The sequence below is a fragment of the Streptomyces narbonensis genome, from assembly GCF_014649015.1.
GTDB classification, from domain to species: domain Bacteria; phylum Actinomycetota; class Actinomycetes; order Streptomycetales; family Streptomycetaceae; genus Streptomyces; species Streptomyces narbonensis.
Window position 1 is genome coordinate 75,731 of the sequence record NZ_BMSF01000014.1, and the last position, 14,092, is coordinate 89,822.

Here is a 14,092-nt window from a genome sequence, read left to right on the forward strand (position 1 = left end):
AGACCATAGCCGCTGTCAAGCGTCGGCTGGATATGCGCAGTTGACTTGTCCGGAAGATCGAAACGAACACTCGGCGACCTGCGCCGACCCGCCCACTTTGGTCTAGACAAGGCGTGCGGGGCTGGCCTAGGGTCCATGGCGCGGCTCCGATTCCAGGGGCTTTTCGCAGGCCGTGGTCCCGGCGGGGCACCGGCCGGACGCACCGCCGCGCCCGGTCGAAGGCGACTCGCCGGCGACGCAACGGCGACCACATTCCCGGACGTTCGAACCGACCGAACCGAACCGATCCGGCCGCCACCACCACACGCCCGCCCTTGATCGTCGCCCTGCCCACCCGCCTACGCCCCCGACTGTTCGCACACGCTGAGAGGGAGCGGTTCCCATGAGCACAACCAGCAGTACGGCCCTGCCGGACGGCGGCCTCAAGAACCCCGGTCCGGGCCTGCTCACGCTCGACCCGGTCCACACCGCCCTGCTGCACGGCCTCGACGCCCTGCTGGCCGGACTGGCGGCCCGCCTCTCCGCCCCCGAGGTCGTCGGACCCCCACTGCTGTCCGTCGAAGGCCTGGCCCGGCTGGACTACTTCCGCAACTTCCCCCATCTCGGAGTCTCTGCCGGGCGGTTCACCCCCGAAGCGCTCGACGGACTGGCCGCCGGCGAGGACCCGGCGGAGCTCCCGCTGCGCCCCACCGGCCACCTCCTCCCCTCCGCCACCTGCTACGGACTCCTGCTCTCCCTGGAGGGCAGGGACGTCGGCGAGGACGGGCTGCGCCTCTCCGCGACCGGCCGCTGCTTCCGCAACGAGACCCACTACGACGGGCTGCGCCGCCTGTGGGGCTTCCACATGCGCGAGGTCCTGTACCTCGGCACCAAGCAGGGAGCGGTCGAACACCTGGAGCGCGGTGCCGAGTTCATTCAGGAACTGGCCGGCCTCCTCGGCCTCGACCTGACCCGGGCCACGGCCGACGACCCGTTCTACGACCGCGGGGGCTCCCGGGCCCGCCTCATGGCGCTCGATCCGGTCAAGCACGAGTTCAGCGCGCCGGACGGCACGGCCATTGCCTCCGTGAACCGGCACCGCAACTTCTTCGGCGAGCGGCTGGACATCCGGGCGGGCGCCGAGGGGCCCGCGTACAGCGCCTGCGTCGCCTTCGGGGTCGAACGCTGGGTGCACGCCATGATCCTCGCCCACGGCACCCCCGAACAGGCCCTCGCCCGGCTCCTCGCCGCCCGGTCCTGAGACACCACCGAACCCGCACAGCACCAGGGAGTGACCCGCACCATGGAACGCATCGCCGAGTGGCTCCACGAGAAGAACCCCGGCCTCGACGGCCCCATCGACGTCGACGAGGACCTCATCGAGGCCCGGCTCATCGACTCGATGGACTTCCTGGAGTTCATCGACCTGCTGGAGGAGATCTCCGGCGACACCATCGACCTCCAGGAGGTCACCATCGACGACTTCCGCACGCTCAGCCGCGTGGAGCGCCGCTTCCTGACCCCCTCCGCGACGGCCGCGGCCCCCGGCGCCGCCGCCGCCGGCTGACCGGCCCACCCATGACCGCACCGGTCCACGCATGACCGCACCGGCCTACCCATGACCGCACCGGCCCGACCCATGACCGGCGACGGCCGTACGGCACTGGCGGCCGTCGCGACCACCGGCGAGGTCCTTGCCCACCCCCGGCTGCACGAGGGACTGCTCGAACCCTGGGAGCTGCGGCGGCTCGCCGCGATACGGATGCCGCGCCGCCGGGACGACGTCCTGGCCGCGCGGCTGCTGCTGCGGCTCTGCGTCGCCCGGTTCACCGGAAGACCACCGGAGGAGTCGGCGCCGGCCCAGTACTGCGCCGACTGCGACCGGCCGGGCCACGGCCGGCCCTACCTCCACGACCACCCCGGCGTGGGCGTCAGCCTGAGCCACGCCGACGGCCTCGTCGGGGCGGCCGTCGGCCCCGGCGCCGTGGGAGTCGACGTGGAGCCCGCCACCCGCAGACCGGGCCCGCTGTCCGTGCTCGCCCGGGTCCTGCCCGAGTCCGCCGTCCGCGAGGCCGCCGACGCCCCGGACCCGGGCGCGGCCCTGCTCCGCTTCTGGGTCCGCGCGGAAGCGCGGCTGAAGGCCGGCGACGGAGATCTCCGCGTCCTGGAATGGACGGACCGTCACAGGTCGGCCGTGGTGGCGGTGGCCTCCACCGCCCCCGCCACGACCTTCACCGTCGGACCGGAGCCCGCCCCGCGGATCAGGCGGCCGCGGGACCCCACGCGGTGAGCAGGCCGTCCAGCCACGCCGGCGGCAGCTCGGCGGCGTCCCACTCCTCGTGGAGCGCCGCCGGCGCCGCGGCGAGACGTTCCAGCACGGCGACGCTGGTGGGGGAGTGGACGAGGGAGTAGCGGCCGTGGATCGCGATGGCGCTGCCGGGGCCGTACTCCGCGTACAGCCGCTCCAGGCGCGCGTGATGGGCCGTGGCGAACTCCGTCAGCCGCCCCGGGTACCCGGCGCGCTGCCGGGGGCTCATCGTGCTCAGGACGGCGGTGAGCACCTGCTCGGTCGCGTCGGGGTCGAGCTCGGAGACGGCGGTGTACGAGAGGTAGAGCGGCGTGATCGCGACCTTCGCCCGCTCCATCTCCGCCCGGCCGACGGGAGAACGGTCGTCCGGTGAGGACGCCGTGGGGTCGGGGGCGAGGGCCCGGCGCAGAGTGCGTTCGGCGATGTCCGCGAGTTCGTCGGAGACGGCCCGGGTGCCGTCGCGCCAGCCGGCCTCGTAGTGCTCGCCGTTCCCCTCCGGCGCGCTCCGGCCGCTTGCGCCGATCTCGGTGTGGGCGAGGGCGAGGGCGCCGGCCTCCACGAGCCCGATCAGCTCCTCGGCGTCGCCGGACCAGACCCCGGCTCTGGCCAGGAGCTGGAGGAGCGTCCTCTTGGCGTTCAGGACGCTCGCCGCGTCCAGCTGCTGCCGTCCTTCGTCCGCGGCGTTCATGGGCTCCTCCTCACCCGGCACGGGACACCCGCCCCGTACCGGACACTAGCAGCGGACGATCACTCGAACACGGGACCCGACCGGCTCCGTGACGCGCCGCCCGCACCCTCGGGTCCGCCCCCGGCTGACCGGGCGAATGTCGGGCCGCCGGCGTGGCCCGGAGCGCCCCCGGTGGTACCTCGTCGCCATGCAGCCAGGCACAGCACCGCCGGTGACCCCGTTCCTCCGCACGGCCGCCGCGTACGCGTGGCGGCTGCTGATCGTCGGCCTGCTCGTCTACAGCCTCTTCGCCGTCCTCGGCCGCTTCCACGAGATCGGCGTCGCCCTCTTCCTCGGCCTGGTGATCACCGCGCTGCTGCGCCCGGTCGCCGACATCGCCGCCAAGGGCCTGCCCCGGCCCCTGGCCGTGGCACTCACCCTGCTCGGCGGCATCGCGCTCGTCCTCGGCGTGCTCACGCTGGTCGGCGAGGCCGTCGCGGGGGAGCGGACGACGCTTGTCCGCGAGTTCCGGGACGGTGTCGGCCGGATCGAGGACTGGCTGGAACGGCCGCCGTTCCGCCTGCACCCCGAGGCCCTCGGCGACGTACAGGCGAGGATCGGACAGTTCCTGTCCAGCCACCGGTCGGCCCTGGTGAGCGAGGCGGTGAGCGGCGCGGGCCATGTGGTGGCCGTCTTCACGACCCTGGCCCTGGCGCTGTTCTCCGCCGTGTTCTTCATCCACGCGGGGGACCGGCAGTGGGCCTGGTTCCAGGGGCAGCTGCCGAGGTCGGCACGGGGCCGGGTGGGGATCGCGGGACGCGCGGCCTGGCGGACCTTCACCGGCTACACGCACGGCATCGTGCTCGTGGCCGCCGTGAACGCGATCCTGGTCGGCATTGCGCTCTGGCTGCTCGGCGTCCCGCTGGCCGTCCCGCTCGCCCTCCTGGAGTTCGTCGCCGCCTTCGTCCCCCTGATCGGCTCTCCCGTCGCCCTCGCCGTCGCCGCCGTCGTGGCGCTGGCCTCGCAGGGCCCGCTGGTCGCCCTGATCGTGGTCGCCCTGATCGTCGTGATGGGCCAGATCGAGGGGCACCTCCTGCACCCGCTGGTCATGAGCTGGGCCGTACGGCTCCACCCCTTGGTGGTGGCCGTCTCGGTCATCGCCGGCTCGATCGCGGCCGGCATCGTCGGCGCGGTGGTCGCCGTGCCGCTGGTGTCCGTGGTCTGGTCGGTCCACACGGCGCTGCGCGAGGCGCGGGAGGCGGCGCGGGACGGGGCCACAGAGGCGATGTGACGGGCTTCCGGAGGGCCCGTCCGACGCGGAATCCGAAGAAGTTCCGTGCCAAAGAGCCCTCCGGCCCATTCCGTGATACAGTAGTTATCAGTTGCAGTTGTGGTTCCCATAGACTTCAAGTGCTTAGGTGGGTTCATTCTCGCCAGAGCACTTTTTGTGTTTTCGGTGCTTTTTCCGGACGGGGCAATCATCGCGGCGACGCCGGGATTCACGCAGTGTGAATTCCGGGTAATGCCTCGAAGGAGATATCGCATGGCTACCGGCACCGTTAAGTGGTTCAACTCGGAAAAGGGCTTCGGCTTCATCGAGCAGGAGGGTGGCGGCCCGGACGTCTTCGCCCACTACTCGAACATCGCCTCCTCCGGCTTCCGTGAGCTCCAGGAAGGCCAGAAGGTGAACTTCGACGTCACGCAGGGCCAGAAGGGCCCGCAGGCGGAGAACATCACCCCCGCCTAAGCTTGACGCGCTTGACGTAGCCGGTGCCCCCCACCCCCAGGGTGGGGGGCACCGGCCGTCGCCGTTTTACCGGGCCTGAAGCCCGCGGGCCGCAGGCCGCCGCCCGCCGGGTCCCCGGCATTCCGCCCACCGGATGCCATGACGCGGTACCGCACCGCACGGATGCGCCCGGATCCGTACAGGTACTGTTCTCGGCCCGTTCCTGCAATTCTTCCGGCGCATTCACGCCGTGGATTCCTTGATACGCGCCGCATCTCAGATCGCCGCATCAAGGAAGGCATCCATGAACCGCTCGGACCGCACGAACGACACCCGCCGCCCCGCCCCCTCCAAGGGGGAGTTCGCGCCGCCGGCCACCGTCACCCCGGCCCTGCCCCCCGCGGACACCTTCGGCGCCATGGAGCTCCCCGCCGAGGTGCTGCGGACGCTGACCGACCTCGGCGTCACCACGCCGTTCCCGATCCAGGCCGCGACCCTGCCGAACGCCCTCGCGGGCCGCGACGTCCTCGGCCGTGCACGCACCGGATCCGGCAAGACGCTCGCCTTCGGGCTCGCGCTCCTCAGCCGCACGGCCGGCCGGCGCGCCGACGCCAAGAGGCCCCTGGCCCTGGTCCTCGTCCCCACGCGCGAGCTCGCCCAGCAGGTCGGCGACGCCCTCGAGCCGTACGCCAAGGCCCTGAAGCTGCGGATCACCACCGTCTTCGGCGGCGTGTCGATCAACCGTCAGGTCGCCGAGCTCCGCGCGGGCGTCGAGGTCCTCATCGCCACCCCCGGCCGCCTCATGGACCTCGTCGAGCGCCGCGACTGCCACCTCGACCAGGTGGCGATCACCGTCCTCGACGAAGCCGACCAGATGGCCGACCTGGGCTTCATGCCCCAGGTCACCGAGCTGCTCGACCAGATGCGGCCCGGCGGGCAGCACCTGCTCTTCTCGGCCACCCTCGACCACAACGTCGACCTGCTGGTCCGCACCTACCTCAGCGACCCGGTGGTCCACTCCGTCGACCCCTCGGCCGGCGCCGTCACCACGATGGACCACCACGTCCTCCAGGTCCACGGACCCGACAAGTACGCCACCGCCACCGAGATCGCGGCCCGCGACGGCCGCGTGCTGATGTTCCTCGACACCAAGCACGCCGTCGACCGCTTCACCCGCCACCTCCTCGGCAGTGGTGTACGGGCGGCGGCGCTGCACGGCGGCAAGTCGCAGCCGCAGCGGACGCACACCCTCGAGCGGTTCAGGACCGGCGCCGTCACCGTCCTCGTCGCGACGAACGTCGCCGCCCGCGGCATCCACATCGACGACCTCGACCTCGTCGTCAACGTCGACCCGCCCGCCGACCACAAGGACTACCTGCACCGCGGCGGCCGCACCGCGCGCGCCGGCGAGTCCGGCAGGGTCGTCACCCTCGTCACGCAGGACCAGCGCAAGGACGTCGCGCGCCTCATGGCGGACGCGGGCATCCGGCCGAAGATCACCCAGGTCCGCTCGGGCGAGGCCGAACTCACCCGGATCACCGGCGCCAAGGCCCCCTCCGGCGTAGCCATCGGAGGCAACGCGCCCGTCACCCCGGAGCGCTCCCAGCGCGGCGCGGCCTTCCGGGGAATCGGCACCGTCCCCGGGAAGCCCGGCCGCGCCAAGAACGAGTCCCGCCGCTCCGCCGAGGCCCGCAAGCAGGCCGAGGCCCGCCAGGCCGCCCGGATCCGGCGCGGCGCCTGACATTCCGCGACGGTCGCGCGCCGCGCCAGGGGTGGGAGAGGGCCGCGGCGCGCCCGGCACGCCGCGCGCCGGCGGGTCCTGTGCGGTGGAACGCCCTTGATTCCGCGCCGGAGTCGTGGTCGTATGTCCCGTCTGTTTCATGATCATGAATATGGGGGGTTACGAATGACCGGGAACATGGACCGACGCTCGCTCATACGCGGAATGGCCACGGCCGGCGCGGGTGCGGCGGGCGTCATGGCGCTGGGCGGAAGCCCGGCGTACGCCGCCGGCGGGGGCGACGACCCGTACAGCGTCGACGTCATCAGCAAGGGCGCCGACCCGACGGGTGCCACCGCGAGCGACGCCGCCTTCCGCGCGGCCGCCGCCGAGGTGCTCGCCTCCTTCCAGCCGGACCCGATCTCGGGGGCCGTCCCGAAGAAGGTGCTGGTCATCCCGCCGGGCACCTACCTCCTGACCCAGCCCGACTCGCTCCTGCCCAACGTGAACGGCGAGGGCGGCGGCGGCATCGTCGACGGCATCTCGATCACCGGCTACGGCAAGCGGCTGTCCCGCATCGTGTACGCACCGACCGCGGACGACACCACGCTGTGGACCAACTACCAGCGCTACAAGAACATCCGGATCTCCGGGCTGACGTTCACCAGCGAGAACGCCACGTCGAGCTTCAACTACGCCTACTCCTCGGCCGCCTACGGCGTCCAGGACACCTGGTACACCGACGTGGAGTGGCGCGGTGCCTGGAAGCGCGGCATCGGCCTCGACGGCCCGGCCACCACCTCCAACCTCAACAGCGAGATGGGCTGGGACCGTTGCCAGGTCGGCGGCTCCTACTCCGACGCCTTCCTCGTCATGGGGATGACCCCGGCCGCGACCCAGCAGGACCAGTTCCTCAACTACTGGTTCCGCGACTGCAAGGTCGAGTACCAGTCCGGTGTCTTCGTGAAGAACAACCGCGGCGGCTCGATGAACTTCATCGGCGGCTCCTACATCCTCACGGACGCCGCTTCCAACGGCACCTTCTTCCAGCTCAGCTCGGACGCGCCCACCCGCGCCGACTCCACGATGCGCCTCTACGCCGAGGGCATCCGCTTCGAGCTGCGCGGCCTCGGCCACAAGGTGATCGACTCCCGCTGGTACAAGGGCAGCATCAGCTTCGTGTCCTGCGACGACACCGCGCTGAGCTTCAAGTCCTGGGCGCCGGACGCCGTGACGCACACGTACGCCTTCAACGCCAACGGCGACCGCGGCCCGACGGTCCGCTACACGGACTGCGCGCTGATGGGCTCGCACCAGGTCGCCACCGGCAGCGCCGCCACCACCGCCGGCAAGCTGATCTACGACGGATGCCGATTCATCGACATGACGTCCGCGACCGGCGCCACCGGCTTCCTCCGGTGGACCGGATCGGCCGCGCCCCGCTACGCCGTCCGCGACTGCCTCGGCGGCGCGACCTACGTCGCGGACGTGAAGAACCCGGCCTGACGGTCCGGTTCCACCACCATCCAGTGATCACCCCGCACGCGGAGGGAACACCATGATCGGCGAGCTCGTGCCCGGATCGGTCGCCACGGCCTGGCGGCTCGACGACAACGAACCGGTCACGCTCTTCCCCGAGGAGACGGCGCTCGTCGTCAAGTCGGTCGAGCGACGGCAGCAGGAGTTCGCCACCGTCCGGCTCTGCGCGCGGCTCGCGCTGGCCCGGTTCGGGGTGCCCGAGGGCCCCCTGACACCGGGCCCGCGTGGGGAGCCGCGGTGGCCGGCGGGCATCACGGGAAGCATGACCCACTGCGAGGGCTACCGGGCCGCCGCGGTGGCCAGCACGGCGGACGTCGTGTCGATCGGCATAGACGCCGAGCCGGCCGAGCCCCTGCCGGACGGCGTCCTCGCGGTGGTGTCACTGCCCGAGGAGCGCCGCCACCTGGCCGCCCTGGAGGCCCGGAAGCCGGGGATCTCCTGGGAGAAGCTCCTCTTCAGCGCCAAGGAGAGCGTCTTCAAGACCTGGTACCCGCTGACCGGGCGCGAGTTGGACTTCGACGAGGCAGTGCTCGAGTTCACCCCGGACGACGGGGAAGGACAAGCGGGTTCGTTCGATGCCCGGCTGCTCGTGCCCGGTCCGACGGTCGACGGCGTCCCGCGTGGGCACTTCAGCGGTCGCTGGATCGCCCGTGGAGGCCTGGTGATCACGGCGATCGTCCTGACGCGTGACGCGTGACGCGTGACGCGTGACGCCTGACGCCTGACGCGTGATGCGTGACGCGTGACACCTGACGCCTGACGCGTGACGTGGTGACGCGTCACGCGGTGACGTGGTGACGCTCTGATCCGGCGCCCGGACGCCCCGGCGCCCCGGCTTCGGGTGAACCGGTAACCCGGCCTGGCCGGCTGCCGGTTCATCAGGAGTTCACGGGCGTCGGGGATCGTTGCTCTCCCATCCTTCCGGACAAGGGGGAGCGCCATGCCGTACGGGGACGGGGAGACACCGGAGACCGGTGCGGGGACGGACGCCACGGGCGAGGCGGAGCGGACCGTGGCCGCGCTGCGGCGCGCGGTGGCCGCCGACCCCGGCCGCGCGCTCCCCGAACTCGCCTACGCGCTGCTCGCCTTGGGGTCCCTGCTCGCGGGCGACCCGGAGCGCCACGAGGAGTCGATCGGCGTCCTGGGCGAGGCGGCCCGGATCTACCGGGGGCTGGCCGGTGACGGGACGGATCCCCCTCTCGTCGGCCTTGCCGTCGCCTCGCAGCGTCAGGCCCTCGCCCTCGGAGTAGTGGGACGGCGCGAGGAGGCGCGTGCGGTGGCGCGCGAAGCCGTCGGGCTCTGGCGCGGGATCGTGGAGCGACATGTCGAGGGCGCCCGGCCGGAGTTGGCAGGCGCCCTGGTGAACCTCGGCAACCAGCTCGCCGAGACGGGACACCACCACGAGGCCCTCGACCGCATCACCGAAGCCGTGGAGATACGGCGCTCACTCGTCGACCCGGCGAGCGGAGCGGGCCGCCAGGAGCTCGCCTCCGTCCTCGGGGACCTCGGCGTCAAGCTGGGGGAGATGGGGCGCCGGACGGAGGCCCTCGACGCGCTGCGGGCGGCGGTCGGCACGTACCGCGAGAGCGGGGCCGCGGGCCCCGGACGTGCGGCCGGGGCGCGGGGCACCGGGGAGCTCGCGGAGCACGCGGCGGTCTCCTTCGCGACCGCCCGCACTCTCACCGGCCTCGGGCGCACGGGGGAGGCCCGGCCCTACCTCGAGGAAGTGGCCGCGCTCCGCGCCGAGATCACCGCGCGCGATCCCAGGGCCGGCGCGTTCCTCGACCACCTCCTCACGGGCCACGGCTACCGCGTCACCCAAGACGGCGGGATCCAGCGGGAAGGAGCCGAGGGAGTCGATCCGCTCGGCGAGCTCGACCGGCTGAACGCGCACGGTCTGGCCCTCGCGGACTCCGGCCGGGTGGACCTCGCGGCGGAGACCCTCGCCGAGGCCGCCGCCCTCGGCCGCTCGGCAGCCGCCGACGGCGGCACCGCAGTCGTCGTCGCCCTGGCCCGGACACTGCACCACCTCGGCCTCGTCCGGGCTTGGGCCGGTCGTCGGGAGGAGGCGCTGGAAGCCGCGGACGAGGCCGTCCACCTCTGCCGACGCCACCTCTTCACCGCACCCGACACCCTCCGGCCCCTCCTCGCCGAGGCCGCGGACAGCCTCGGTAGCCGGCTCGCGGTCCTCGGCCGCCACAGTGACGCCGTCGCGCCCGCCACGGAGGCCGTCGCGCTCTACCGGCAGCTGGCCCACACCGACCCGGAGACGTACGAGGGAGAGCTCGCCCGGGCGCTGAACAACCTCGGCATCCGGCTCACCGACAGCGACCGGCACGAGGAGGCGCTCGCCGTCACGGAACAGGCGGTCGACCTCCAGCGTCGCCTGCACCGGCGCGACCCGGAGGGCCACTTCGAGGGCCTTGTCCACGCCCTGTCCAACCTCGCGCTGAGGCTGGCCCGCGTCGACCGGTCCGAGGAGGTCGTGCGCCCCACGGCCGAGGCCGTGCGGCTGCTGGGTTCTCTGGACCGGATCCATCCGAGCAACGACGTCGCCGCCCTCGCCGACTCCCTCGCCTGGCTCGCCTGGTACCTGGGGAAGCGGGGCCACCGCGGAGCCGCGAAGGACACGGCGCGGGCGGCGGAGGAGCTGCGCCGTCGCGCCCCGAAGCCGGGCAGGTAGCGCAGGAGGAACCGTCCGGCGGCGGCCGGCGTCCGTAGCCGACATGAGCGGTGGGGAGCGGCCGGAGAGGGCCGAGGACGAGGGGTCCGACGAGAACGGTGAGCGGGGAATCCTGGGCGAGCCGGGTGGACCGGGCGAACCGGGCGAGAAGGGCGAGCCGGGCGGGGACAAGGAGCTGTTGCTGAGCAGCGCCGGCTGCGTGCTGGCCCTCGCCGGCGTCCTGGCCGCGGCCGCCTACGCGGTGCCCCGGGCCGAGTACAGCTACGACGGTGGCTTCGAGGGCGAGGGCACCGACTGGGGCGTGGTCCTCGTCGAGGTGCCGCTGATCCTCCTCGGCGGCTTCGCTCTCCCGCCCCTGACCTGGGCGGCGGCCACCCGGCACCTGCGCCCGTGGGCGGCGGCGCTCGTCTGCCTCGCCGTCGTCGTCCTCGGACTCTGGGGACTCGACGCGCTCTGGCATCCGCCGCAGGCCCCCCGGGGGTACGAGCGGGGGATCTGACGGCCGCGCAACCACCCGTGGCCGAGGGGGAGTACGGTCGTGATCATGTACGGACGCAGGGCGTCCCCCGGCGAGGAGTGAGGAACCCCATGGCACAGGAACAGAGCACCCCCGAGACCGTCGTCTCGTACCCGGTCGGGCACGTCGTCGGCGGACGGCAGGAGGTGCGCGACGACGAGTGGGGCGACGTCGAGTCGGTGGTCCGGCTCGACGCGGAGGCCTTCGGCCCCGAGGCGCTGGCCGGCCTCGACGCCTTCTCGCACCTGGAGGTCGTCTACCACTTCGACCGGGTGCAGCCCGACGCGGTCCAGACCGGGGCTCGCCACCCGCGCGGCAACACGGAGTGGCCGCTGGTCGGGATCTTCGCCCAGCGCGGCAAGAACCGCCCCAACCGCCTCGGGGTCTCGCGCTGCCGGCTCATCCGCACCGACGGCCTCGACCTCCACGTACAGGGTCTGGACGCCGTCGACGGCACGCCCGTCCTCGACATCAAGCCGTACATGGCCGAGTTCGGCCCCCAGGGCACGACCACCCAGCCCGAGTGGGCCGACGAGATCATGCGCCGCTACTACTGAGGCGTGGGCGCTCGCTTCGACAGCCGTCCGGCGGTGAACCGACGCACACGGAACTCGAACCAGGGGGTGTCTCGTCGATCAGGCCGGATCAGGGAGCGGCGTCCGGTGCGGTGCATCGCAAGGCGCCGGAGCGGCATAATAGCGGAGCTATTCAGGCGTTTCGGCAACGCGGCGAGGTGACGTGCCGGACGCCGCGAGCCCGGCATGATCGACAAGACACCCCCTAGGGTTTCCCTTGTGCGTGTACTGCTGGTGGCAGACGACGAGCCGATCGCGGAGTCCCTGCGGCGCGGACTGCTGCGCTACGGGTTCGAGGTGGAATGGGTGACCACGGGGGCCGCGGGGCTCGCCGTCTCCACCCCGTACGACCTCGTCCTCCTCGATCTCGGCCTGCCCGACACCGACGGGTTGGACGTCTGCCGGGCGCTGCGGCTCCGAGGTGACGTGCCGATCATCGTGATCAGCGCGCGCAGCGACGAGACGGACCGGGTCGTCGGCCTGGAGATCGGGGCCGACGACTACGTGTCCAAGCCCTTCGGGGTGCGCGAGGTGATCGCCCGGATCCGGGCCGTACTGCGACGGGCACGGCCCGAGAACCGTCCGTCGGGGCCCCAGAGTTACGGCGCGCGGCTGAGCCTCGACCGCAAGGCCGGACGGGTGCGGCTGGACGGCGCCGAGGTGGCGCTGACGCCGAAGGAGTACGACCTGCTGGCCTTCCTCACGGAGGAGCCGGGCGCCCTGATGTCCCGCGAGCAGATCATGGAGGCCGTCTGGGGCGCCAACTGGTTCGGGCCGACCAAGACGCTGGACGTCCATGTGGCCGGCCTGCGCCGGAAGTTGGCGGGGGCCGTGGCCATCGAGGCGGTGCGCGGAGTGGGGTTCCGGCTGGTCGTCGCGCCGGACGGGACGGGTGACGGGCCCGTGGCCCCGGGGGACAGCGCGTGATCAGACGGCTGATCGTCAGTTACGTCGCACTCGTCGGCGTCGCGCTCGCCGCCTTCACCGTGCCCGTCGCCTTCACCCTCACCGCCCAACTCCGGGGCGACACCGAGGAGTCCGTACGGCGCGAGGCGACCACGATGGCGCTGCTGCTCGGCGACGGGGACGAGCCCGCCCGGCAGGCACTCGTCCGGATGGCGCGGGCGTACGCGGACGAGACACCGGGCACGGTCGAGGTGGTGGCGGCCGACGGCAGGAGTGCGGTGGCTCCGCTGCCGCTGCCCGCGAGCCCGGCCGACGACCCGGCGATCCGGGAGGCCCTGCGTCGCGGGGTGACCACGGTCGACTGGGGCTCCCCGCTCGTCTGGGGGCCGGAGCTGGTCCTCACCGTGCCCGTGTACGAAGGGCGGCACGCGGTCCGGGCGCCGGCGGGGGAGGAGGCGCGGATCGTGGGCGCCGTGCGCATCCGCTACGCGACCGCCGACCTGACGGACCGGCTCTGGCGGATCTGGGGCTTCCGGGCGGTCCTCGCGATAGGGGTGCTCGCGGTCGCGGCCGGCCTCGGCGCCGTCGTGGCCCGGCTGCTGACCAAGCCGCTGCGCCAACTCAACGACATGGCACGCCGCTTCGGGGACGGAGATCTCACGGCCCGCTCGCCCGTCACGGGACCGAGGGAGACGCGCACGCTGGCCCGGACGCTCAACCAGGGCGCCGAACGCCTCGACACCCTGGTCGCCTCGCAGCGCATCTTCGTCGCCGACGCCTCGCACCAGCTGCGCACCCCGCTCACCGCCCTGCGGCTCGCGCTCGACAACATCGCGGACGGCGTCGAGGACGACTGCGTACGGGAGGACGTGGACCAGGCGACCGCCGAGGTCGTCCGGATGAGCCGGCTGGTCAGTGGACTGCTGGTGCTGGCCCGCGCCGAGGCCAAGGTGGCCGCGCCCGAGCCGCTCGCCCTGCGCGAGCTCGTCGAGGACCGGCTGAGCGTGTGGCGGCCCGCCGCCGACGAGCGCGGAGTGACGATCGTCCTCTCGGGCACGGCCGACGAAGGGCCCCGGGTGCTCGCCGGGCCCGGCAATCTGGACCAGGTCCTCGACAACGTCCTCTCCAACGCCCTGGAGGTCTCCCCTGACCGGGGGACGATCACCGTACGGGTGGAGACGCGCGGCCCGGAGGAGGCGGTCCTGGAGGTCTTCGACCAGGGCCCCGGCATGTCCGCCGCCGAACAGGCCCGCGCCTTCGACCGCTTCTGGCGCGGCCAGGGCCTGACCGGCCGCACGGGATCCGGCCTGGGCCTGGCCATCGTCAAGCAGCTGGTGACGGACGACGGCGGCCGGGTCGCCCTGAGGGACGCGCCCGGCGGCGGACTGTGCGTACGGATCGGGCTGCGGACGGCGGGCCAGGACCTGTCCGGCCGATCACGGCCGGGGCCGCGGCCTTTCCGACCCTGATCG

At 72.9% G+C, this 14,092-nt stretch carries 14 protein-coding genes; 13 read left to right on the forward strand and 1 reads right to left on the reverse strand.

The genetic code is table 11. From position 1 onward, the window contains the following. Positions 1 to 382: 382 nt before the first annotated feature. The 3 genes from IE124_RS25105 to IE124_RS25115 are packed head-to-tail and all read left to right on the forward strand — an operon-like array spanning position 383 to position 2,269. Positions 383 to 1,240 carry a class-II aminoacyl-tRNA synthetase family protein gene (locus IE124_RS25105; protein WP_189510424.1) on the forward strand — a complete coding sequence of 286 codons (858 nt, stop codon included), beginning with the start codon at positions 383 to 385 and terminating at the stop codon, positions 1,238 to 1,240. A gap of 42 nt (positions 1,241 to 1,282) precedes the next feature. Continuing rightward, positions 1,283 to 1,546 (forward strand): acyl carrier protein, encoded by a 264-nt coding sequence (locus IE124_RS25110; RefSeq protein WP_189510427.1) that lies wholly within the window; start codon positions 1,283 to 1,285, stop codon positions 1,544 to 1,546. Positions 1,547 to 1,597: 51 nt separating this feature from the next. After that, complete coding sequence (locus tag IE124_RS25115) at positions 1,598 to 2,269, forward strand: 4'-phosphopantetheinyl transferase family protein (protein ID WP_229832832.1); 672 nt, start codon at positions 1,598 to 1,600, stop codon at positions 2,267 to 2,269. On the opposite strand, the gene IE124_RS25120 is transcribed toward IE124_RS25115, so the two are convergent. Further along, complete coding sequence (locus IE124_RS25120) at positions 2,241 to 2,975, reverse strand: hypothetical protein (RefSeq protein ID WP_189510430.1); 735 nt, start codon at positions 2,973 to 2,975, stop codon at positions 2,241 to 2,243. The genes IE124_RS25115 and IE124_RS25120 overlap by 29 nt on opposite strands. A gap of 187 nt (positions 2,976 to 3,162) precedes the next feature. Between IE124_RS25120 and IE124_RS25125 the strand changes: the two genes are divergently transcribed. The 10 genes from IE124_RS25125 (at position 3,163) to IE124_RS25170 (ending at position 14,089) form a co-directional block, all read left to right on the forward strand. Continuing rightward, on the forward strand, positions 3,163 to 4,245 hold the full coding sequence (locus IE124_RS25125; RefSeq protein WP_189510432.1) for an AI-2E family transporter: 1,083 nt from the start codon (positions 3,163 to 3,165) through the stop codon (positions 4,243 to 4,245). Positions 4,246 to 4,497: 252 nt separating this feature from the next. Beyond that, a complete protein-coding gene (locus IE124_RS25130) occupies positions 4,498 to 4,701 on the forward strand; it encodes a cold-shock protein (RefSeq protein WP_024760785.1) in 204 nt (67 codons plus the stop codon). 283 nt (positions 4,702 to 4,984) lie between these two features. Continuing rightward, positions 4,985 to 6,421, forward strand: coding sequence for a DEAD/DEAH box helicase (locus tag IE124_RS25135; RefSeq protein WP_189510434.1), 1,437 nt, complete (start codon positions 4,985 to 4,987; stop codon positions 6,419 to 6,421). Positions 6,422 to 6,598: 177 nt separating this feature from the next. After that, entirely contained in the window at positions 6,599 to 7,906 is a 1,308-nt protein-coding gene (locus IE124_RS25140; RefSeq protein WP_229832834.1) for a hypothetical protein, read from the forward strand. Positions 7,907 to 7,958: 52 nt separating this feature from the next. Further along, positions 7,959 to 8,636: a 4'-phosphopantetheinyl transferase family protein gene (locus IE124_RS25145; RefSeq protein ID WP_189510438.1), complete on the forward strand. Its 678-nt coding sequence runs from the start codon at positions 7,959 to 7,961 to the stop codon at positions 8,634 to 8,636. Between the two features lie 243 nt (positions 8,637 to 8,879). Continuing rightward, entirely contained in the window at positions 8,880 to 10,622 is a 1,743-nt protein-coding gene (locus IE124_RS25150) for a tetratricopeptide repeat protein (RefSeq protein ID WP_189510440.1), read from the forward strand. A gap of 43 nt (positions 10,623 to 10,665) precedes the next feature. After that, positions 10,666 to 11,121: a hypothetical protein gene (locus IE124_RS25155; RefSeq protein WP_189510442.1), complete on the forward strand. Its 456-nt coding sequence runs from the start codon at positions 10,666 to 10,668 to the stop codon at positions 11,119 to 11,121. Between the two features lie 89 nt (positions 11,122 to 11,210). Further along, entirely contained in the window at positions 11,211 to 11,696 is a 486-nt protein-coding gene (locus tag IE124_RS25160; RefSeq protein ID WP_189510446.1) for an SAM-dependent methyltransferase, read from the forward strand. Between the two features lie 237 nt (positions 11,697 to 11,933). Further along, the gene (locus IE124_RS25165; protein ID WP_189510449.1) at positions 11,934 to 12,641 is read left to right on the forward strand and encodes a response regulator transcription factor; all 708 of its coding nucleotides are present in this window, start codon (positions 11,934 to 11,936) and stop codon (positions 12,639 to 12,641) included. Then, on the forward strand, positions 12,638 to 14,089 hold the full coding sequence (locus IE124_RS25170; protein WP_189510451.1) for a sensor histidine kinase: 1,452 nt from the start codon (positions 12,638 to 12,640) through the stop codon (positions 14,087 to 14,089). The genes IE124_RS25165 and IE124_RS25170 overlap by 4 nt, the downstream gene beginning before the upstream one ends. The last annotated feature ends 3 nt before the right edge of the window (positions 14,090 to 14,092 follow it).

Coding starts and splice junctions, on each gene's coding strand:
- IE124_RS25145 (WP_189510438.1), top strand. CDS start 7,959: ATGATCGGCGAGCTCGTGCCCGGATCGGTCGCCACGGCCTGGCGGCTC.
- IE124_RS25130 (WP_024760785.1), top strand. CDS start 4,498: ATGGCTACCGGCACCGTTAAGTGGTTCAACTCGGAAAAGGGCTTCGGC.
- IE124_RS25110 (WP_189510427.1), top strand. CDS start 1,283: ATGGAACGCATCGCCGAGTGGCTCCACGAGAAGAACCCCGGCCTCGAC.
- IE124_RS25160 (WP_189510446.1), top strand. CDS start 11,211: ATGGCACAGGAACAGAGCACCCCCGAGACCGTCGTCTCGTACCCGGTC.
- IE124_RS25150 (WP_189510440.1), top strand. CDS start 8,880: ATGCCGTACGGGGACGGGGAGACACCGGAGACCGGTGCGGGGACGGAC.
- IE124_RS25120 (WP_189510430.1), bottom strand. CDS start 2,975: ATGAACGCCGCGGACGAAGGACGGCAGCAGCTGGACGCGGCGAGCGTC.
- IE124_RS25155 (WP_189510442.1), top strand. CDS start 10,666: ATGAGCGGTGGGGAGCGGCCGGAGAGGGCCGAGGACGAGGGGTCCGAC.
- IE124_RS25135 (WP_189510434.1), top strand. CDS start 4,985: ATGAACCGCTCGGACCGCACGAACGACACCCGCCGCCCCGCCCCCTCC.
- IE124_RS25140 (WP_229832834.1), top strand. CDS start 6,599: ATGGACCGACGCTCGCTCATACGCGGAATGGCCACGGCCGGCGCGGGT.
- IE124_RS25105 (WP_189510424.1), top strand. CDS start 383: ATGAGCACAACCAGCAGTACGGCCCTGCCGGACGGCGGCCTCAAGAAC.
- IE124_RS25115 (WP_229832832.1), top strand. CDS start 1,598: ATGACCGCACCGGCCCGACCCATGACCGGCGACGGCCGTACGGCACTG.
- IE124_RS25125 (WP_189510432.1), top strand. CDS start 3,163: ATGCAGCCAGGCACAGCACCGCCGGTGACCCCGTTCCTCCGCACGGCC.